We start from the raw sequence: 20,270 nt of genomic DNA, 5'->3' as shown, positions 1-20,270 counted from the left end.
GGTGTCCGGACAACGCATCCTCGAACCGCCGCAGGAGTTGTGGCGTGCCGGTGCGCGGGAGCTCGCGCATGGTGTGGTGGAGCGGTTGTCGGTGGCGCGGCAGGCGTTGGCGGAGGTCGGGCAGTTCCTGGTCGAGATCGAATCCCGCGGTCCGATGGAGTTGTTCGGGCACGGTTCGACCGCCGGCTGGTTCGCTGAGACCGCGCGGATCAGCCCGAACGAGGCCCGTGACACCGTGGCCCGTGCGCTGGCTGTGAATGAGAGCCGGAACCTCGACGGCACTCCCGCCCCGGCGTCCGCCCCCATCGCCGGAGCCGCCGCCGCGGAAGGCGACCTCGGACATCAGCAACTCGACCCGATCCTCGCCGTGCTGAAGAAAATCCCCGCCGAGGTCTCAGCCGACGACCAGACCGGCGCCGAACAGATCCTGGTCACCCTGGCCCGCCACGCCGGACCGCAAGAGATCGCCAACGTCGGCGCCGACCTCTTGGCCCATCTCGACCCCGACGGGAACGAACCCAAAGACGAAGATTTGAAACCACCCTCACGCGAGGTGCACCTACACAAACGTGATGATGGGTGGTGGCGGCTCAACGGCCTCCTCGACCCGGAGTTCGGGGCTCGCGCCAACGCTTTGTTCGAAACCTGGGGGCAGCGAAGACCTGTCGACGAGGACGGCAACCGCGACCCCCGCACTCCAGGCGAACGCAACGGCGACGCACTCTTCGACGCCATCCACTACGCGATGACCAACGACAAAGCCCCCACCCTCTCCGGAGACCGCACCACCGTCGTCGTCACCATCCCGCTCGAAACCCTGACCTCCGGGCTCGGCGCGGCCTGCGTCGACGGAGTCGCGCAGATCACCGCCCGGCATGCCCGGATGCTGGCCTGCGACGCCAAAATCATCCCCGCCCTCCTCGGCAGCGAAAGCGAACCCCTCGACATCGGACGCGCCGCCCGCAGCGTCACCCCCGCCCAACGACGCGCCTCGAACCTCCGAGACCACGGATGCGCGTTCCCCGGCTGCCGACGAAGACCCAAACACTGCGAAGCCCACCACATACTCCCATGGGGACAGCTCGGCGACACCGACCTCAACAACCTCTGCCTACTCTGCCGCTACCACCACATGGTCATCCACGGCCAATCCGGCTGGAAAGTCCACATCACCAACGGACGACCCGAATTCATCCCACCACAGTACTTGGACCCGCTACAAACACCCCGCCGTAACCACCGCTGAACCCGAGGGAGCCCGCCGACCACATGGCGACGGGCCCCTCGGCATGCCTGGGCACGGCACCCGGTTACGCCTGAAGAATGCGAACCCCGAACAGGACCGACCACCATTCATTGGATCCCGCGCCGCCGATTCGCCGCGACCAGCGCGACAATACTGAGCGAAGCGGTCGCCAAAAGGTAACAGCCGGGCGAAACCGGCGATCCAGTAGCAGCGATCATCGCGGTCGCGATGGTCGGCGTGAATCCGCCGAAGATCCCGACGGTGGCGTTGTAGGCGAACGAAAGCCCCGTCGCCCTGGTGTGGGCCGGGAAGACGTCGGCCATCACCGAAGGAAGCGCGCCGAAGTAGGTGGCCTTCAGCAGTCCCAGGATCGTCATCGTCACCGTGAGGGTCAGGAACGACGGCGAGGTGGTGACCCACAGGTAGAGCGGCACCACGCCGGCCCCGATCACCGCCGCGGCCCCGATCATGATCCTGATGCGGCCGTGCCGGTCGGTGAGCAGTCCGACGATCGGCGTCACGAAGGTCAGGATGGCCGCGGTGATCATCAGGGCGACGAACGACAGCGAGTCGTCGAGGCCGAGGTTCTTGATCGCGAACGTCGGCAGCGACTGCAGGATGAAGTTCAGCGAGGTCGAGACGACCAGCGTTCCCCCGGCGATCAGCAGGCCGCCCCAGTGGAACCGGAACAGTGTCCGAACCGGCGTCGACGTCGGCTGTTTCTCTTGGGTGGCTTCGGGTTCGTCGACGTGACGCCGGATGTAGTAGCCGACCGGGCCGACGAGCAGCCCGAAGACGAACGGGATCCGCCAGCCCCACGACGTCATCGCGTCGGCACTGAGCGAGGCGGTCAGCCCGGCGGCGAACCCGGCGGACATCAGCGTCGCGAAACCCTGGCTGGCGAACTGGAAGCTGCCGAGGAAACCCTTGCGGCGATCGTCCTGTTCGATCAGGAACGACGTGGCCGCCCCGAATTCCCCACCCGCGGCGAATCCCTGGATCAGCCGCGCGACGATGACACCGACCGGCGCGAGGAAACCGATCGTCGCGTAACCCGGCATCACCGCGAGCAAGAACGTCCCGATGACCATCAGCCAGATGGTCAATACCAGCGCCTTCTTACGGCCGAACCGGTCGGCGTAGGCGCCGAGCACCAGCCCGCCGAGCGGACGCACGAGGAACGTGATGCCGAAGACGGCGTACGCCTGGACGAGCTGGACGGCGGCGTTCCCACCAGGGAAGAACGTCTTGCCGATGTAGGCCGCCATCAGCGCATACACGCCGAGGTCGAACCATTCGAGCGCGTTGCCGATGGTCGCCGCGGCGATCGCACGCCGCGTCGACGACGGCGTACGGGGCTTGGCCACCGTCTGGTCGGCAGTCATGCCTCCTCCCCGCGCCGTCCGAGTGCGTGGAACAGGGCAGTGGCGAGGACGAGCCCTTCCCGGGCGATCGGCGCGAGCAGGTGTTCGTCGGGCGCGTGCTGCAGGCACCCGGGATAGGAATGCGGCAGCCACAACGTCGGGAGGCCGAGCAGGTCGGTGAACACATGGTTCGGCAATCCCCCGCCGAAGCTTGGCAGGATCGCCGTCCGCTGCCCGGAAACCTCGTCGAGCACGCTCTTCGCCCAGCCGACCCACGGGTCGTCGACAGGGGTGCGGCTGGCGACGAAGCTGCCCTCCGCGGTGACGTCGACCATCGAAAACCCCTTCGCGGCAAGATGTTTCGTGATCGCCTCGCCCACGCCGTCGACGTCGGTCCCCGCGACGTAGCGCAGTTGCAGCATCGCCCGGGCGCGGCCAGGGATGGCGTTGACCGGACGGTCGATGTCGGCCGCGCCGAGCGAAAGGACTTCGAGCGTGTTCCAGCCGTACAGCCGCTCGGCCGCGGTCAGGCCGGTGTCGCCCCAGCCGTCGTCCAACGCCGGATCGCCCGGCTTGTTACCGATCTCGAGGTCGGCGAGCGCGGCACGGACGCTGTCGGGGAGCTCGGGCGGCAGGAGTTCCGGCACTTGGACGCGGCCGTGCCCGTCGACGAGAGAGGCGATCGCCCCGGCGAGGGTGGTAGCCGGATTACGCAGAACACCGCCCCAGTTCCCCGAATGATAGGCGTCGGGCCGGAGATCGACATCGAGCGCGATCCGGACGCTGCCCCGCGCGCCGAGGAACAGCGTCGGCGTCGCCGCGTCCAGGCGCGGACCGTCGGACGCGATGAGGACGTCGGCGCTCAGCGCCTCCCGGTGCGCCTCGACGAACTCGTCGAGCCCGGGCGAGCCGATCTCCTCCCCGGTCTCGAACAGGAACTTCAGGTTGAAACCGAGCGAGCCCGTTTCGGCGAGGAGGAGCCTGAGCGCGGTCAGATTGACCAGGTGCTGTCCCTTGTTGTCCGCCGAACCGCGGCCGTACCAGCGCTCGCCGTCGGCGGTCAGCGTCCACGGGTCCCGGCCCTCGCTCCACCGGCCCTCGTGCCCGTCAACGACGTCGGCGTGGCCGTAGCACAGGAGGGTCGGCAGCTCCGGGTGCTCGATACGGGTGCCGATCAGGAACGGGCCGCCGTCCGGGTCGGGGTTCGGGTACGTCTCCACGGAGCAGCCGAGCGCGGTCAGCGCCGGGGTGAGCACCTCGTCCAGGTATGCCTTGATGGCAACGCGACCGCTCGGATGGTCGCTCACCGTCGGATATCGGACTAGCTCGGCGAGCTCGGCGAAGAACGCGCCGGAGTCGACGTGCTCGTGGGCTTTCATGACCAGTTCCGCTGGGATCACCGCGTCGTCTCCCGATTCGCTCGTCGAGTGTCGCAGTGGAGCGTAAGTCGGTTTGCGTACCCTGATCATTGCCGTTTACCGTGCTCCGCGTTCTCATTGCGGCAAACCTGCGGAGCCCCTGATGCGACTACTGCCGATCGCGCTGACGTACTTCCTCGAAGTCGCCCGCACCGGTTCGGTGTCCGAGGCGGCGACCGAACTGACCGTGGCCCCCTCGGCCATCAGCCGCCAGATCGCCAAACTCGAAGCCGGCATCGGGGTGCCGTTGTTCGTCCGGCATCCGCGGGGCATGGTGCCGACCGAGGCCGGGACCCGGCTGCTGGACCACGTCCGGCGCAGCGAGGCCGAATCCGCCGTTCTCGTCGACGAACTCCGCACCGGCCGCGGGCTGCACGCCCGATCCCTGACGGTCGCCTGCTCCGAAGGGTTCGCACGCCGCGTGGTGCCGCAGGCCATCGCCGCGTTCCGGCACGACCACGACGTCTCGTTCCACATCGACGTCGTGACCAGGGACGAGGCGACGCGCCGCGTCCTCGAAGGCGCGGCGGACGTCGCCGTCACGTTCGCGACCGGGCCTCAGCACGGCGTGCGCGTCGAGAGCGCCGTCGTGGTCCCGGTGTACGCGATCGTCCCGCTCGATCATCCGCTGACCAGCCGTGACGCCGTCGGGCTCGCGGAACTGTGCGAGCATCCGCTCGCGCTGCCGGCGCCGGGGCAGAGCCTGCGCGACCTGTTCGACATCGCCGCGCGGATCGAGAACCTCACTGCGCATCCGGTGCTGGAGTGCAACGAACTGAGCCCGAAGTACGAGTTCGTCCGCTGTGGCGGCGGGATCGCCCTGGTCGGCGGGCTGGGTGACATCGAGCGGGACGCGGCCACCGAAGGGGTCGCCTACGTGCTGCTCGACAACGCCGTGTTCCGCAAACGCGAAGCCCAGGTGCAGACCATGGCGGGGCGGACGTTGTCCTTGGCGGCCATGCGGTTCACCACGCTGCTGACGTCGTTCGTCCGAGCTCCGGTCAGCCGATCAGCACCCCGGGATTGAGGATTCCCGCCGGGTCGAGCGCCGTTTTGGCGGCGGTGATCGCGGCGGCGAAGGGGCCGGGACGCTGCCGGTCGTACCAGGGCCGGTGATCGCGGCCGACGGCGTGGTGATGGGTGATCGTGCCGCCGTGGCCCGCGATCGCCTCGGAGACGGCGGTCTTGATCTCGTCCCACTGGGCGACCGTGCTCCCCCAGCGCCCGGCGGCGTAGATCCCGTAGTAGGGCGCGGGGCCGTCGGGGTACACATGGCTGAAACGGCAGGTGACGACGCCCGCGCCGCCGCACACCTCGTCGATCGCGGCGCGGGCCGCCGAGGTGATCGCGTCGTGGAACTCCGGGAAGCCGTCCCACGTGCACGCGGTTTCGAAGGTCTCGACGATCAGCGAGCGGCGGGCCAGCGCGTCGCGTTGATAGGGCATCCGCAAGAAGGACGACCGCCACGCCGACGCGCTGTCCTGACCGGCGGAATCCTTGCCGCGCCTGGCTTTCACGACACCGCCGTGGCCCGCGGTCAGTTCGAGCGCGCGGTCGAGCCAGGTGTCGACCGGGTGATCGGCGGATTCGAACGCGACCAGCAGGAGGCCGCCGCCCACACTCGCGCCCGCGTTGATGAACGCCTCCGCCGGGTCGAGCAGGCGGCAGTTCGACGGGTACAGCCCGGACTGCGCGATCGCGCGGGTGGCGGCGACGGCGTCTTCCTGCCGTTCGAAGGCGACGGACGCGGTCACCTGCCAGACCGGCCGGTCCTGCAGCCGCATCCAGGCTTCGGTGATCACGCCGAGCGTCCCCTCGGAGCCGAGGAACATCCGGTCCGGCGAGGGGCCGGCGCCCGAGCCAGGCACGCGCCGCGATTCGCTGATCCCGGCGGGTGCGACGACGCGCAGCGATTCGGTGAGATCGTCGATATGCGTGGCGAGGGTGGCGAAATGCCCGCCCGCGCGCGTGGCGAGCCAGCCGCCGAGCGTCGAATGGGCGAACGACTGCGGGAAATGCCGCAGGCTCAGCCCCAGCGGGCGAAGCCGGTCTTCCAGCGCGGGCCCGAAGATCCCGGCCTGGATCCGCGCCGCGCGGCTGACCGTGTCCACTTCGAGCACCTCGCCGAGACCGGCCAGATCCATCGAAACCGCGGGGCCGTCGAACCGCGGTTCGACCCCGCCGACCACGGAACTGCCGCCACCGTAAGGAATCAGCGGGATCCCGGAGGCCGTGCACCAGTCCAGGAGGTCGACGACGTCCTGTTCCGTGCGCGGGCGGGCGACCAGATCCGGGACGTGGTCGAGCCGTCCGAGCAGATTGCGGACGACGTCGCGGAACGCCTTGCCGCGCGCGTGGGACAGCCGGTCGACCGCCCCGTCATCGCACAACGCGGCGAGCGTCGCGGGCGGCCGGATCCTCGGCGCCGGGAGGTCGAGATCCGCGGGGTCCGGTGGCGCGTGGTCGGTGAAGTCGTGGCCGGGCAGCACACCCGAGGTGCGGGCGACCAGCGCGTCGGACTCTTCCTTGGACAGTTCGCCGTCGGTGGTGCCCCAGCCCCACCACGAACGCTCCTCGGCTGGCATCGTCGCCTCCGTTCGATCTGACTCTCTAGTAAGTTACTCATCAGTCAGTTAGCGTGTCAACGCATGGAGCACCGCACCGCCGGGCTGCTGCGGAAAGCCGCCCCCGTTCTGGTCGACCGGATCCTGCCCCGGCTGGATCACCGCATCGAGGGATCACGGCGCCCGTTCAGCCGCCCTGGACTCCTGCGCCCGCACGTGGATTCACGGACCTGGGCGTGGACGCACTACGGCGTCTTCGTGCCGCCGCGCCGGGACACCATCTCACCGCGCCTACGACACCCGGACGGACTGCCGGTTCGCCGCCGACGGGTCACGTCTGACCTGGGGCGAGGATCTGGTCATCGAGGCGGACCATCCGGAGTACCGGCTGCGCGCGGATTACGGCGGCTTCGGCGCGGATCTCGCGATCACCACGACGGGGGCCGGGTATTTCGAGTGGGTGGACTGCGAAGACCGCTAACGTGCGTCTTCGTGACGGCCGCCCCCAAAACACTCCCCCTGATCTACGTCGACGTCGATGGCCCGCTCATCCCGTTCGGTCTCGACCCGTCCCACTACCGGTCGTTCGCACCGTCGCCCCGAAACGACGAGAACCCGCTCCTCGGCCGGCTTGACCCTTCGCACGGGTCGAGACTGCGAGCCCTTCCCGGCGAACTCGTCTGGGCCACGACCTGGCTGCATGACGCCAACGACTCGCTCTCGCCCAGGCTCGGCCTGCCCAGCCTGCCGGTCGTGGACTGGCCGGAGCCCTCCGACAGCGACGAGTTCGACGCCCGTATCGGCCTGCACTGGAAGACCCGCCCCCTCCTGGAGCACGCCCAGGGTCGCCCGTTCGCCTGGATCGACGACGAGATTTCCGACGTCGATCGCGACTGGGTGTCCGGCCTGCACACCGCGCCGGCGCTGCTGTACCGCGTCGATCCCCAGCGGGGCCTGACCGGCGACGACTACCGCGAACTCGGCGCGTGGCTGCGGGAATCCCGCCGCACCTGACACACCGGACAGCTCTTCCGCCCACGACCGATTCGACGCCTTCGACGCTTTACAACGTTGTATCAACGATGTAAAAACATCCTGACGGCCAGCCGTGGCCCGGCTCACACCGGTTCCCACCGGCCACGGGGTCGTGGTTTCACGCCTGCACAGGTCCAGCGGGAGGCGTACCTCCGCCGAGGCGGCCGCCCCCGGAGAAGGGTGTCGAGCAGATGTTGCCAACGTTGTCACCACAACGCCCCCGGAGACGCTTCCGGAAATCCCTGACCGCCGCGGTGGTCGCCCTCACCGCCCTGGCGTCGACGCCGGGGGCCGCGACGGCCGCGGAGAGCGGCTGGAAGATGGGCAAGCCACGCCTGACCACCCCGTGGACGAACCAGGTCTCGCCCACCAACGCGTTGCCCGAGTACCCGCGGCCGCAACTGGTGCGCGAGAACTGGCAGAACCTCAACGGGGTCTGGGAGTTCGCCGGCGCCGCACCCGGTGAGGTCCCGCCCTTCGGCGAGAAGCTCGCCGAGAAGATCCTGGTCCCCTACCCCACCGAATCGGCGCTGTCCGGGATCCAGCGGCACGAGGACTTCATGTGGTACCGGCGCACGTTCACCGTGCCCCGGAACTGGAACGTCGGCAAGGACAACACCCTCCGGATCAACTTCGGCGCGGTCGACTACAAGGCGAAGGTCTACGTCAACGGCAAGGAGGTCGCCGCGCACCAGGGTGGCTACGGCGCGTTCTCCGCGGACGTCACCTCGGCGCTGAAACCCCAGGGAGAGCAGGAGATCATCGTCGGCGTCGAGGATCGCACCGACGCGACCTGGCAGCCCGTCGGCAAACAGCGCCGGGTCCCCGACCGCGGGATCTTCTACGAAGGCGCGTCGGGGATCTGGCAGACGGTGTGGATGGAACCGGTCGCGGCCAAGCACGTCGGCACGCTGGGCATGGTCCCCGATCTCAAATCCTCCACGCTCAAGCTCACCGTCGACACCGGTGGCAACTCCGGGCTGACCGTCGAGGCCGTGGTCCGCGACGGCCGGAAGGTGGTCAGCCGCAGCAAGGCGGCCGCGGCCGGCACGATCTCGCTGCCGGTGCCCCAGGCGAAACTCTGGTCGCCGGACTCGCCGTTCCTCTACGACCTCGACGTCGAGCTGAAGGACGGCCGCCGCACCGTGGACAAGGTGTCGTCCTACTTCGGCATGCGTGAATTCGGCACCGCGAAGGGCGCCGACGGCAAACTCCGGTTCACCCTCAACGGCAAGATCCTCTTCCTCCAGTCCACTTTGGACCAGGGTTACTGGCCGGACGGCATCTACACCGCGCCGACCGACCAGGCGCTGCGCTTCGATCTCGAACAGCACAAGGTCCTCGGCTTCAACACGGTCCGCAAGCACATCAAGACCGAACCCGACCGCTGGTACCACCACGCCGACAAACTCGGCCTGCTCGTCTGGCAGGACATGCCGTCGATGCGCACGGGCGGCCGCCCGCCGGTCGACGCCCAGCTCCAGTTCAAGGCCGAACTGAAGGAATTGGTCGACCAGAAGAAGAACTGGACCTCGATCGTCGGCTATGTGCCGTTCAACGAGGGCTGGGCGGAGTGGTCGCGCGAGGAGACCGGACAGGTCGCCGAGAGCGTCAAGGCCCAGGACCCGACCCGGCTGGTCAACGCGCACAGCGGGGTCAACTGCTGCGATTCGCTCGGTGACTCGGGCAAGGGCGACGTCCTCGACTGGCACTCCTACCCCGGCCCCGCGAAGCCGATGCCCGACGCCAAGCGGATCTCGATCGACGGTGAGCACGGCGGCTACGGTCTCGAAGTCCAGGACCACATGTGGTTCGGCGAAGGCCACGCGTACGAGATGGTGAAGGACCAGGCGACCCTGAACAGCCGCTACGTCCAGAATCAGCGTGACGTGCTCGCGTCCGCGCAGAGTTGCGGTATCAGCGGCTCGATCTACACGCAGATCACCGACGTCGAGCACGAGGTCAACGGCTTCTTCACCTACGACAGGCAGGTGAAGAAGATGGACTTCGCGCAGGTGCGCGCGGTCAACCAGGCGATCATCCGCAACGCCGACGGCAGCGGTTCGGGCGCTCCCGATCCCGGCCCCGGCACTCCGGGGATCGACGGCGTGCACGCCTACAAGTTCGACGAGGGCACCGGTTCCAGTGCCAAGGACTCGGTCGGCAGTGCACACGCCACGCTGACCAACGCGCAGTGGGCGGGCGGCGTCGAAGGTGGCGCGCTGGCCTTCGCGGGCAACGGGCAGGCCGACACCGGGGCGAACCTCGTCAATACGGCGGGCAGTTATTCGGTTTCGGCATGGGCGAAGCTGGACCAGGCGAGCGGCGCGTTCCAGACCGTCGTCAGCCAGGACACCGGTCGCGACAGCGCGTTCTTCCTGCAGTACTCCGGGCAGGACCAGCGGTGGGCGATGAGCTTCGTCGGCCTCCGCGCCCTGTCGCCGGAGAAGCCGGAAGTCGGCCGCTGGTACCACCTGACCGGGGTTCGCGACGCCAAGGCAGGCACGTTGTCGCTGTACGTCGACGGCACGAAGGTCGCCTCGCAGAACGCCTGCTCGGCCGCCCCGAGCACCGGGCACACGGTGATCGGCCGCGGCCAGTACGGCGGTCAGCAGGTCGACTTCCTGCGTGGCGCGGTGGACGACGTCCGGCTCTACGACCGGCCGCTGTCCGACGCCGAGGTCGTGACGCTCGCGAAGCGCGGCTGAGCCCGAGCACGCGGCGCCGGGGTCACTCCCGGCGCCGCGTGCCCGTCACCCATTCCCGCACGATGTCGCCGAGCACGGGCAGCGGCACCTGCCCGTTCCTCAGGACGACGTCGTGGAAGTCGCGGATGTCGAACGCCTCCCCCAGCTGTTCCTCGGCGAAGGCACGCAACCGCTGGATCTCCAGCCTGCCCGTCATGTACGACAGCGCCTGACCGGGCCATTCGATGTAGCGGTCGGTCTCCGATCGCACTTCGACGTCACTGAGCACGCAATGGTCCGCGAGGTAGTCCACGCATCGCTGCCTGCTCCAGCCCAGCGCGTGCAGTCCGGTGTCGACGACGAGCCGCGCGGCGCGCAAGGAATCCTCGGCGACCATGCCGAGCCGCATCACGTTGTCGGAGTACAGCCCCATCTCGTCGGCGAGCCGTTCGGTGTAGAGCGCCCAGCCCTCGTCGAACGCCGAGAGCGGGACGAGCCTGCGCAGCCGCGGCACGTCCTCCAGCTCGTAGGACACCCCTGCCTGGAAATGGTGCCCTGGAACGGCTTCGTGGAAGGCGACCGACTCGGCGATGAACCGGAACCGCTCGGTCACCCGGTAGGTGTTGGTGGAGTAGACGCCGGGACGGCTGCCGTCCGCCGACGGCGGCATGTAGTACGCCTGCGCGGCGGAGGGCCCGTCGGCTTCCGGCACGGCACGCACGACGCATTCGGCCGACGGTATCCGCCGGAACCAGCCGGGCGCGGCGGCCGCGGCCCGCGCGACCGCTTCCGTCGCGGTCGTGATCATCTCGTCCGCGTCCCGCCAGCGCAGCGACGGATCGGTGCGCATCCGCCGCCGGACCGCGACGGGGTCGTCCTCACCGAACACGGCCGCGCCGAGCCGCCGGTACTCCTCGTCCAGTGCCCGGCCGAGTGCGAGACCGGTCTCGTGCAGTTCCTTCGGTGAGATCCCGGTGGTGGTGTGCGTCTTGACCAGGCCGGCGTAACTCTCCTTGCCGCCGTCCAGCCAGCAGAGACCCGGCCGGTCGTCGGGGCGGCCGTGTCCGGCGATCTCCCGGGCGAGCATCTCGCGGTAGGCGACGAGCGCCGGCCGCACCCGCTCGGCGAACAGCCGCTCCCGGCGCGCGACGCGGTCGCCGGTCAGCGGCGGGACGAGCAACGGGTGGCGTTCGGCGGCCAGGGTCCGGTCGAGATAGTCGATGGCGTTGCGCACCGCGCGTTCCACCGGGGTCCGGCCGGCCGCGATCCCGGCACGATGGCGTTCGGCCAGTGCCGCGAAGAACTCCGGGAACGCCGCCAGCCTGGTCAGATAGTCCTCCTCCGCCTGCTCCCCGGACGGCTGCAACTGCGGAAGCCAGGCCAGCACCCCGACCCCCTCGGCCACCATCGGATCGGCGAGGACGAATTCCGTCAACCGCGAATCCAGCCTGGTCAGGAGCGATTCCGCGTGATGGGCGATGACTCCGAGGGTGATCCGGTCCGGATCGGTGGACCGGGCGGCGAGCCCGGCGATCCGGGCGGCCCGCTCCCGCAGCCGGTCGTCCCCCGCCTTCGAAACGTCCCGCAATTCGTGGTCGTGGCCGGGGACGTTGTCGAACGTCGCCATCAAAGGAAGTTCGGTCGCGAGGACGTCGAGGAGTTCGTCGGCCAATTCCGCCGCGGTGGGCTCATCGCTCATGACCGATGACTACCAGATCGGGCCCTTCGTTCGCTCGCAGATATTAGCGATCGCAAAGCAGATCAGCTTCGAATGCGTCACGACCACTCATCGTTTACGCATTCCGGTAACCCCTGTTCCGGAATCGCCGACCTCTTCGCAGGGAGGCAGCGATGACCATCATGAATTCTTCCGCACGTCCGCACGATCTCCGCCTCGCGCTCTGCATGCGTGGTGGTGTCAGCCTCGCCGTATGGATGGGCGGCGCGTGCCGCGAAATCACCGCGCTCCGGTCCGCCGACGGTTCCCAGGATTCGCCGGAAGCGGTGACGGCACGGGATATCACGCAGCGCGCCATTTACCGGAAGATCCTCACCGTCGCCGGATACGAGCACGTCGATGTCGATGTCATCGCCGGGACCAGCGCGGGCGGGCTCAACGGCGCGCTGCTCGCCAGTCATCTCGTCTACGGAATGCGTTTCGACGACGGAATCCGGGACATCTGGCTCAAATTGGGCGATCTCGAGTTGCTCACCCGGCACCCCGGGCACGGAATCCCGCCTTCTCTGCTCGACGGCGACGGCGGCTTCTACGCGAAGCTCGCGGAACAGGTGAAACAATTGCTCGACACCTCGTCGTGCAATCCCTTGCGCACCGATGCCTCCCCTCGTCTCGTCCGCCTCATCCTCACCGCCACGAGGCTGTTCCCGCGCAATGAATACCTGCGCCCTTCCGTCGGACAGGCCCTGCTCGCGAGCTGGTCTCAGGCTCACCTCGCCTTTCGCCATTACCGGACCGAATGCGGGGTCGCCCACCCGATCTTCAGCGATTTCCCCGCCGGTTCGACGGCACATCTCGACCGGCTCGCCTACGCCGCGCGGACCACATCGTCGTTCCCCGGGGCTTTCGAACCGGCGAGGCTGACGGTGACCGGTCCCGAGATCGTCGACGACAAGCCGTGGCTCGACGCCGTCGGCACGTGCAGCGAGACCGGTGTCCCGGACGTGGGCGGCACCCAGGCGCAGTTGATGGACGGCGGTGTGCTCGACAACATCCCGCTCTCCTGGGCGATCCGCGCGGTCGCCGGCGCGCCCGCGCAGGCACCCGTCGATCGCTGGTTGCTCTATCTGCAGCCGGTGCCGCCGACGCCGGCCAAACTCCCCGCCAACAGCAAGGAACAGGGCTCGCTCGCTCGGCTGGCACGGGTGGTCAAAGCCTTGGTCCGCACCAAGATGAACAGCGAGTCCCTGTTGGACGACGCGGCCGAGCTCAGTGACGCCTGGACGTCCGCGCAACGGCTGCACGGTACCGCCGGCGGCCTTCCCGGGGACCCCAGCCTGCGAAATCTCCCCGGCGCGAAGGCGCGCAGGAAACTGATGCCGCGCTATGCCGAGGCCGTTGCCTCCGTGGAGGCCGACCGGCTGGCGAGACTGGTCGACGACCCGATCTCGTTGACCGGTCCCGATCCACTTCCGATCCCCGACAGCCGCACGTTCACCTCCGGCCAGGCCGCCGCTCCGATCCTCGAACTCCTGCGGGGCCCCGCCGTTCCCGATCTCGTCTGTGTGCCCGGAGCGAAGAAGCTCACCGTCTCGTGGTTCCGTTCCCTGCTGGCGCCCGCCCGCGCCGTCGCACTGGTCCTGGACTGGGTCCAGGCCATCGAAGCCGGGCAAACCCTGAACAAGAAACAGAAGGCGGCGCTCAGTTCGATCCGCGACAAGCTCTACGAGACCCGCTTCGCCTGCGAAGTCCTCCTTGCCTGCCGCGATCGGTTGCTCCTCCGCGGTGGCTCACCGGATTTCGAAGTCCTTCCCTGGGTCATGGCGGCCTGCCGCCGTCTCGCCTGCTTCATCGAGACCTCGGGCGGACTCCGGTCCGGAGAGAACTGGTGCTGCGCCATCGCCGACGTCGCCGAACACGCCGTCCACGCGGATCTGCTCCCCGTCGCGCCGGACTTCCCGGAACCGTTCCTCACCCCGATCTGGCGCCGGGTCGGAAAACTGGCCAGGGAACTCGTCTCCGCACTGGGTAAACGCGCGAAGGCGCCGGGGTTCACCGCGCTCTACGAGGCGGCACGTATCGACCTGAAGTCGACGCTCGACGTCTTCGCCGTGGCCGAACTCCTGATCGGCCCCCTCCGCCCCGATCCGCTCTCCGAGCCGAGCCGGATCCGCGTGCACGCCATGTCCGCGGTCGCGAAGAGCCCCCTGGAACCGATCCTGCTGGCCGAGCCACCGGCCGACGACATCCAGCGGGTCGAGCGCAAGCTCAGCGGGAACCAGCTGATGAACTTCGCCAGTTTCCTGTCCTCGCGCTGGCGGCTCAACGACTGGACCTGGGGCCGCCTCGACGCGGCCTGTTCGCTGGTCGACGTCGTCGCCAGGAGCGAGCGTCTCCAGGCGAGGAAGGACACCGAGCTCGTCGAGTGGCTCCGGGATCTCTACGCCGAGCATTACGTCCACGTCTTCGGCAAGACTTCGGACGACCTCGACGCACGTCCCGAACTGGCGGGGCTCATCGGACCTTGGGAAGCACTCGGCGTGACCCCGGCGAACGTCCGGCACAGGCTCCCGATCCTGCTCACCACCTGGCTGCACTGGAACATCCTGCAACAGGAGATCCCGCTGCTCACCGGCCTCGCCGAATTGCGGCACAACGGCGACATCCCGCCCACCGGCACGCAGCTCAAGGAAGCGACCGGGACCTCCGTCGCCCGGCTCTCGGACAAGGCCCAGGTTCTCGGCAAGGTGGGCGCCGAAACGGTGCGCGTGCTCTTCAAACGCCCCCATCTCCGAAGAGCGGGCCTGCGCCTCGGCCTGGTCACCTGGCGGGCGATCCAGCCCGCGGGAAGGAGCAAGGGCGCCAAACTGGGACGGACGCTGTTCGCGGTGACCAAGCCCATGGTCGTGCCGCCTCTGCTGATCGGCTTCCTCGCTCCCTTGTGGAGTGTCGTCGCCGCGTTGCTCGCGTGGGGCGCGGTGTCGGTCGGCACGAACGAGTGGTTCAGCCCGCCGGGTCACCTTTTCCTGGCGATCGGGATCGGCTTCGCGGGCGGGTACTTCTGCTGGCACTACCTGCCGGACAAGGGCGGAGCGACCCCGTTCCGCCGCGTGGTCGCGTTCGCGGTGGGCGCGTTGCTCTACCTGCTCGGCGTGGGCCTGCTCCTGCGAAGAACCGCACTGCCGTGGGAATTCGATCCCTGGGAGCGTGCCGCCTACGTCGGCGGGTTGAGCGCGCTGAGCGTTCTCGTCTCGTTGTGGGGCGTCACCGCCGTCGGCATCCGGAGCGGGCGCGGACGCCGTCTCACCTTCGTCGGGCTCACCGTGCTCTTCCCCGCGCTCGTCGCCGCGTCGCTGACCGCGCTGGCCTCCGTGCTGCTCTGGCCGGGAGAACCACTCACCGGCTGGGCGGCCACCGGCATCCTCTACTTCACCATCGCGTGGGAGACGGTCATGCTGACCAGGTACTTCCCCGACCCGCCGCTCGCGCCGTCGAATTCGGCTGAGGCGTACACCACAACCACGACATAGTAGGACTTCCTACTTTTAGGGTGGCTTGGTGAATGACGTCCAGTTCCTCGTCGAGAGCGGGATCGGCCGGATCACGCTGAACCGGCCGCGTGCGCTGAACTCGCTGAACCACGGCATGGTCCTCGCCATGCTCGACCACCTCGAAACGTGGCGCGCCGACCCGGGCGTCCGTGCCGTGCTGATCGACGGCGCGGGCGATCGCGGGCTCTGCGCCGGCGGCGACATCCGCGCCATCTACGAGGACGCGCGCGCCGGCGGTACCGCGTCGTTGCCGTTCTGGGCCGACGAATACCGCCTCAACCTCCTGATCTCGCGCTACCCCAAGCCGTATCTCGCCCTCATGGACGGATTGGTGATGGGCGGCGGTGTCGGCGTCTCCGCGCACGGCAGCCACCGGATCGTCACCGAGCGCTCGCGCGTCGGCATGCCCGAGACCGGTATCGGTTTCGTCCCGGACGTCGGCGGCACGTATCTGCTGTCCCGGACTCCCGGCGAACTCGGGACGCATATCGCGCTCACCGCCGGGGCGGTCTCCGGGGCCGACGCGATCCACTGTGGACTCGCCGACCACTTCGTGTCCAGCGAACGGATCCCGGACCTGCTCGACGCACTCACGTCGCGTCCCACGGACGACGCACTGGCGCTGATCGCCGAACCGGCGCCGCCGAGTGCGCTGGCCGCGGACGCCGCCTGGATCGACCACTGCTATGCGGCGGACACCGTCGAAGAGATCCTGACCCGGCTCCACGCCGCGGGTGACGCGGCGGCCACCGCCGCCAAGGAGATCGAGGCGAAGTCGCCGACCGCGCTGAAGGTGACCCTGCGGGCACTCCGGTCGGCGGCGGCGATGCCCGATCTGGAAACCGTGCTGGCGCAGGAATACCGGATCTCCGCCCACGCCCTCTCGTCCGCCGAGTTCGCCGAAGGCATCCGGGCGCAGATCATCGACAAGGACCGCGCGCCGAAGTGGTCACCCGCCACTCTGTCCGAAGTGGACGACAGGATCGTCGACGCCTACTTCTCCTGACCGGTGATCGCCCGGTAGAGCGGCCGCAGCAGGGCGGTGACCGAGGTTCCGTCCACCGTGGCCTTGAGCGGAGGGACCTCGTCGAGCAGTCCCAGCGGATCCCCGACTGGCGGGCGTCGCCGGTTCGTGACGTCCCCGGCCGGGCCCCAGCCGAAGAAGTCGTCCATCACCTCGTCGAGCCCGGGTGTCCCGTCTTCCGCGGCCGGGCCCGTCACGCGCGCGCCCGCCTGCCGTCCGATCTCTTCGAGCAGCGCCGCGCGGTCGCGCCCGCGGAGCGTGAAGATCGAGAACGGGTCCGCGTCCGCCTCGAGGGCGATCAGTCCCGCGACGAGGTGATCGCACGGGACGCGGGTACCGGGACACGTGCAGTCCAGCGACAGTTCCCACGCCGCCTCGGGGAACAACGGCACCTGCTCGGCGGCGAAGAAGCGATCGATGCCGTCCGGTACCCGTCCGTCGAGCAGGGCGGTCCTCGTGGGCTCGTCCGCGACGACGGCGGCGACGACCGCCGTCCACACCTGTTTGCCGAACGCCGGCAGGCCGATACGGACCTCGTAGAACCGTTGCCGGGTCACTCGTACCCTGGCGACGGCGGCTCCCGGCCCCAGCGTGAGCGTATCGACCGTGCAGGGCGGAACCAGTCCTTTGTGGACGCCCAGTTCGTCGAGTGCCCGGCGGAATCCGTCAGTCATCGGCCGCCTCCCGGCCGAGCGTGAAGACCTCGCGCAGCGAATCGGTGGACAGCTCGGTGAGCCAGTCCTCCCCGTCGGTGACGACGAGATCGGCCAACGCCTCCTTCTTGGTGATGACGTCGTCGATCCGTTCCTCGATGGTCCCGGGGCAGACGAACTTCCGCACCTGGACGCTGCGCCGCTGGCCGATGCGGAAAGCGCGGTCGGTGGCCTGCTCCTCGACCGCCGGATTCCACCACCGGTCGAGATGCAGGACGTGGGTGGCGGCGGTGAGGGTCAGCCCCGCTCCCCCGGTCTTCAGCGACGCGAGCAGGATCGACGGTCCCTCGCCCGACTGGAAGTGCTCGACGATCGAATCGCGGCGCCGCTGGGACAACCCGCCGTGCAGGAAGGCGATCTTCACGTTCAGCCGGTGCGACAGATGCGGCACGAGCAGGTGGCCGAACTCGGCGAACTGGGTGAAGCACAGCGCGCGGTCGCCCGAATCCAGGATCTCCGCCAGGAGTTCTTCGAGCCGGTTCACCTTGCCGGAGCGGTGCCCGATCGGCGAGCCGTCGTGCAGCAGATGCGCGGGATGGTTGCAGATCTGCTTGAGCTTGGTGATCGCGGCGAGGATGTTGCCGCGCCGTTTGACCCCGGCGCTGTCGGCGATCTTCGTCATCATCTCGTCGACGGTCGCGCGGTACAGCGTCACCTGTTCGCGGGTGAGGCGGTATTCCTGCAGGATCTCGATCTTCTCGGGCAGGTCCGCGAGTACGGTGGGGTCGGTTTTGAGGCGCCGCAACAGGAACGGCCTGGTCAGGCGGCGCAGCTCGGTGGCGGCGGCGAGGTCGCCCCGGCGTTCGATCGGCACCTCGAACCGCTCCCGGAACTCTTGCCTGCCACCGAGGACGCCCGGGTTGAGCAGATCCGAAAGCGACCACAGGTCGGCGAGCCGGTTCTCCACCGGCGTCCCGGTCAGGGCGACCCGGTGCCCGACGGGGATCCGGCGCAAGGCCTGCGCGGGTCCGGTGTTCTGGTTCTTGACCGCCTGCGCCTCGTCGAGCACGAGCCGGTGCCAGCGGATGGCCGCGAGTTCGTCGGCGTCGCGGGCGGCGGTCGAGTAGGTGGTGACGACGAGATCCACGCCCTCGGTCCGCACGCGGCCGCGGTCGGCGCCGTGATGGAGGTGGACACGCAACTCCGGGGCGAATTTGGCGGCTTCCCGTTGCCACGTCCCGAGCAGCGACATCGGACAGACCAGCAGTGTCGGCCGCTTGCCGTCCTGCGCTCTCTCGATCGCTTCGAGGGCGAGCAGCTGGACGGTCTTGCCCAGCCCCATGTCGTCGGCGAGGCAGGCCCCGAGCCCGATCGACGTCATGAACGAAAGCCAGGCGACACCGCGGCTCTGATAGGGCCGCAGCGTCGCCACGAAGGTCGGCGGCGGCTCGACCGGTTCGATGGTGCGCTGGACCCGGCCGGCCAGGAAATCGTCGATCCAGCCGTCGGTGGTGACTTCGGTGACCGGGAGCGGCGCTTCGAAACCGCCGTGGAGCAGGGCGAGGAGGTCCGCCGGAGTGGGCAGCGGCGGCTTCTCGCGGTCCGGATCGCGACGGAGGTACTCGAGGCCCGCGCGCAGCAGCTCGGGGTCCACGCTCACCCACCGGCCGCGCAGCCGCACCAACGACGACTTCGCGGCGGCGAGCCCGGCGAGTTCCTCGTCGGTCAGCGCGTCCTCCCCGACGGCGAGCGCCCAGCGGTAGGAGGCGAGCTGGTGCCGCCCGAGCCGGTGCACGGCGGCCTGGTCGACGGGCGCGCCGCGGACGGACAGCTTGAGCGCGAGCTTCCGCCTGCCGCCCCAGCTCGCCGGGAGCTGGACGTCGAATCCGGCCGCGACCAGCTGTTCCGCGCCACCGTCGAGAAACTCCACGGTTTCGGCGACGGTCAGGTCGTAGACGCCCGGCTTCTCCGCCTCGACCGCGGGCCCGAGCAGCGGCAGTACCCCGGCGGCACGCTCCAGCTCGGCGGTGAAGAGACCTTCGGGGTCGGTGAACTTCGCGCCCGCCTTGCCGGACCAGACGTCCTCGGCCGGGAGCAGGAGACTGGGGTCGGCCGCGGAGCGCAGCAGGAAACGCAGCTGCCACTTGGTCCCGTCGCCGGTCTGGTCGTCCGGATCGTCGGCCGGGCCGTGCAGCGTCGGAACCTCGTCGAGCCGGACGCAGACGGTGCCCTCGGTGAGGTCCGTGTCGCCGATCGCGTCCCAGGCGGCGATGCCCTCGGCGACGATCCCCATCCGCCCCGGCGACTGGCCGACCCGGTCGTCGGCACTTTTGAGCGCGTGGAGCCACGACCCGAACGGGCCTTCGCGCCCATCGCTTTCCGTCGCATGTCCGGCGGCCGCGAGCCGGTCGCGGACCGCCGCGTCGACCAGGGTGTGCAGCGCGTCGGTGACGAGCGCCGCCGGATCCGGACCGGGATGTTCGGCCCGGCCCACCGGAGGGGTGGCCGCGATCAGCGCGCGGACCGCGACCGCGTCACCGCCCCGGCCCACCGGCCGCCAGCGCGCCCGCGCCACGATCTCGTTCCGCACGAGCGTCGGCAGCACGCGGCCGCGGCGGACCAGGTCGTCCGCCAGCCGGACGACGGCGCGGAGATGGCGGACCGACGTGCCGTAACTGACCGTCTCGGCCAGATCGTCCAGCTCCGAGGGGTCGATCAGGAGGGCTGGCACCGACCAGGGTTCCAGCGTCGGTTCCGGCTGCGTACGGCCGCGGGCACCCAGTTCGGGCGAGGCGATCGGGCCGCCGCGACGCGACGGCAGCAGCAGCACGGCCGTCGCGGGCTTGCCGGGATGCAGGGCGGTCAGATCCGCGACCGAGGCGGCGAACGGATGCGGCCGGGCCGCGCTCGACGGCCGCATCGACGTCGTGGCCGGGCGGTCGCCGTGTTCACCCCACAGCACGATCCCGCGGCCACGGGACCACAGGCCGTGCACGACGAGTGGCGACATGTTCCCCCTCTCCGCGCCTCTGGTCCCTCCAGCATGCCCG

General features: G+C 69.3%; 12 protein-coding genes. 6 read left to right on the top strand and 6 right to left on the bottom strand.

Annotated features, from left to right (window positions below; translation table 11 throughout):
- Position 1 precedes the first annotated feature (1 nt).
- The gene (locus AB8M46_RS26495; RefSeq protein ID WP_394361993.1) at positions 2–1,246 is read left to right on the top strand and encodes a DUF222 domain-containing protein; all 1,245 of its coding nucleotides are present in this window, start codon (positions 2–4) and stop codon (positions 1,244–1,246) included.
- Between the two features lie 107 nt (positions 1,247–1,353).
- On the opposite strand, the gene AB8M46_RS26490 is transcribed toward AB8M46_RS26495, so the two are convergent.
- Both AB8M46_RS26490 and AB8M46_RS26485 read right to left on the bottom strand, forming a co-directional pair.
- Entirely contained in the window at positions 1,354–2,631 is a 1,278-nt protein-coding gene (locus AB8M46_RS26490) for an MFS transporter (protein WP_394361992.1), read from the bottom strand.
- A complete protein-coding gene (locus tag AB8M46_RS26485) occupies positions 2,628–3,989 on the bottom strand; it encodes a M20 family metallopeptidase (RefSeq protein ID WP_394361991.1) in 1,362 nt (453 codons plus the stop codon). Before AB8M46_RS26485 ends, AB8M46_RS26490 begins: the two co-directional genes overlap by 4 nt.
- 142 nt (positions 3,990–4,131) lie before the next feature.
- On the opposite strand from AB8M46_RS26485, the gene AB8M46_RS26480 reads away from it, so the two are divergent.
- The gene (locus tag AB8M46_RS26480) at positions 4,132–5,055 is read left to right on the top strand and encodes a LysR family transcriptional regulator (protein WP_394361990.1); all 924 of its coding nucleotides are present in this window, start codon (positions 4,132–4,134) and stop codon (positions 5,053–5,055) included.
- Here the strand turns inward: AB8M46_RS26480 and AB8M46_RS26475 are convergent.
- A complete protein-coding gene (locus AB8M46_RS26475) occupies positions 5,030–6,613 on the bottom strand; it encodes an FAD-binding oxidoreductase (RefSeq protein WP_394361989.1) in 1,584 nt (527 codons plus the stop codon). The genes AB8M46_RS26480 and AB8M46_RS26475 overlap by 26 nt on opposite strands.
- A gap of 471 nt (positions 6,614–7,084) precedes the next feature.
- On the opposite strand from AB8M46_RS26475, the gene AB8M46_RS26470 reads away from it, so the two are divergent.
- Both AB8M46_RS26470 and AB8M46_RS26465 read left to right on the top strand, forming a co-directional pair.
- Positions 7,085–7,606 (top strand): hypothetical protein, encoded by a 522-nt coding sequence (locus AB8M46_RS26470; protein WP_394361988.1) that lies wholly within the window; start codon positions 7,085–7,087, stop codon positions 7,604–7,606.
- A 275-nt stretch (positions 7,607–7,881) separates the two neighbouring features.
- A complete protein-coding gene (locus tag AB8M46_RS26465; protein ID WP_394362151.1) occupies positions 7,882–10,335 on the top strand; it encodes a LamG-like jellyroll fold domain-containing protein in 2,454 nt (817 codons plus the stop codon).
- A gap of 22 nt (positions 10,336–10,357) precedes the next feature.
- On the opposite strand, the gene AB8M46_RS26460 is transcribed toward AB8M46_RS26465, so the two are convergent.
- Complete coding sequence (locus AB8M46_RS26460; protein ID WP_394361987.1) at positions 10,358–12,013, bottom strand: DUF885 domain-containing protein; 1,656 nt, start codon at positions 12,011–12,013, stop codon at positions 10,358–10,360.
- 152 nt (positions 12,014–12,165) lie between these two features.
- Here AB8M46_RS26460 and AB8M46_RS26455 point away from each other — a divergent pair, with 152 nt between their 5' ends.
- Together AB8M46_RS26455 and AB8M46_RS26450 are read left to right on the top strand one after the other, a co-directional pair.
- Positions 12,166–15,522, top strand: a complete 3,357-nt coding sequence (locus AB8M46_RS26455) for a DUF3376 domain-containing protein (RefSeq protein WP_394361986.1) — start codon at positions 12,166–12,168, stop codon at positions 15,520–15,522.
- A gap of 28 nt (positions 15,523–15,550) precedes the next feature.
- Complete coding sequence (locus AB8M46_RS26450; protein ID WP_394361985.1) at positions 15,551–16,549, top strand: enoyl-CoA hydratase/isomerase family protein; 999 nt, start codon at positions 15,551–15,553, stop codon at positions 16,547–16,549.
- Here AB8M46_RS26450 and AB8M46_RS26445 read toward each other — a convergent pair.
- Together AB8M46_RS26445 and AB8M46_RS26440 are read right to left on the bottom strand one after the other, a co-directional pair.
- Positions 16,537–17,241, bottom strand: coding sequence for a hypothetical protein (locus tag AB8M46_RS26445; protein WP_394361984.1), 705 nt, complete (start codon positions 17,239–17,241; stop codon positions 16,537–16,539). The genes AB8M46_RS26450 and AB8M46_RS26445 overlap by 13 nt on opposite strands.
- Positions 17,234–20,230, bottom strand: coding sequence for a DEAD/DEAH box helicase (locus AB8M46_RS26440; RefSeq protein ID WP_394361983.1), 2,997 nt, complete (start codon positions 20,228–20,230; stop codon positions 17,234–17,236). Before AB8M46_RS26440 ends, AB8M46_RS26445 begins: the two co-directional genes overlap by 8 nt.
- Positions 20,231–20,270: the final 40 nt, after the last annotated feature.

It is taken from the genome of Amycolatopsis sp. SB7-3, assembly GCF_041021335.1.
In the GTDB taxonomy this organism is placed as follows: Bacteria; Actinomycetota; Actinomycetes; order Mycobacteriales; family Pseudonocardiaceae; genus Amycolatopsis; species Amycolatopsis japonica.
The sequence above is the reverse complement of the archived record's forward strand: the minus strand, read 5'-3'. Positions and strand labels throughout refer to the sequence as shown.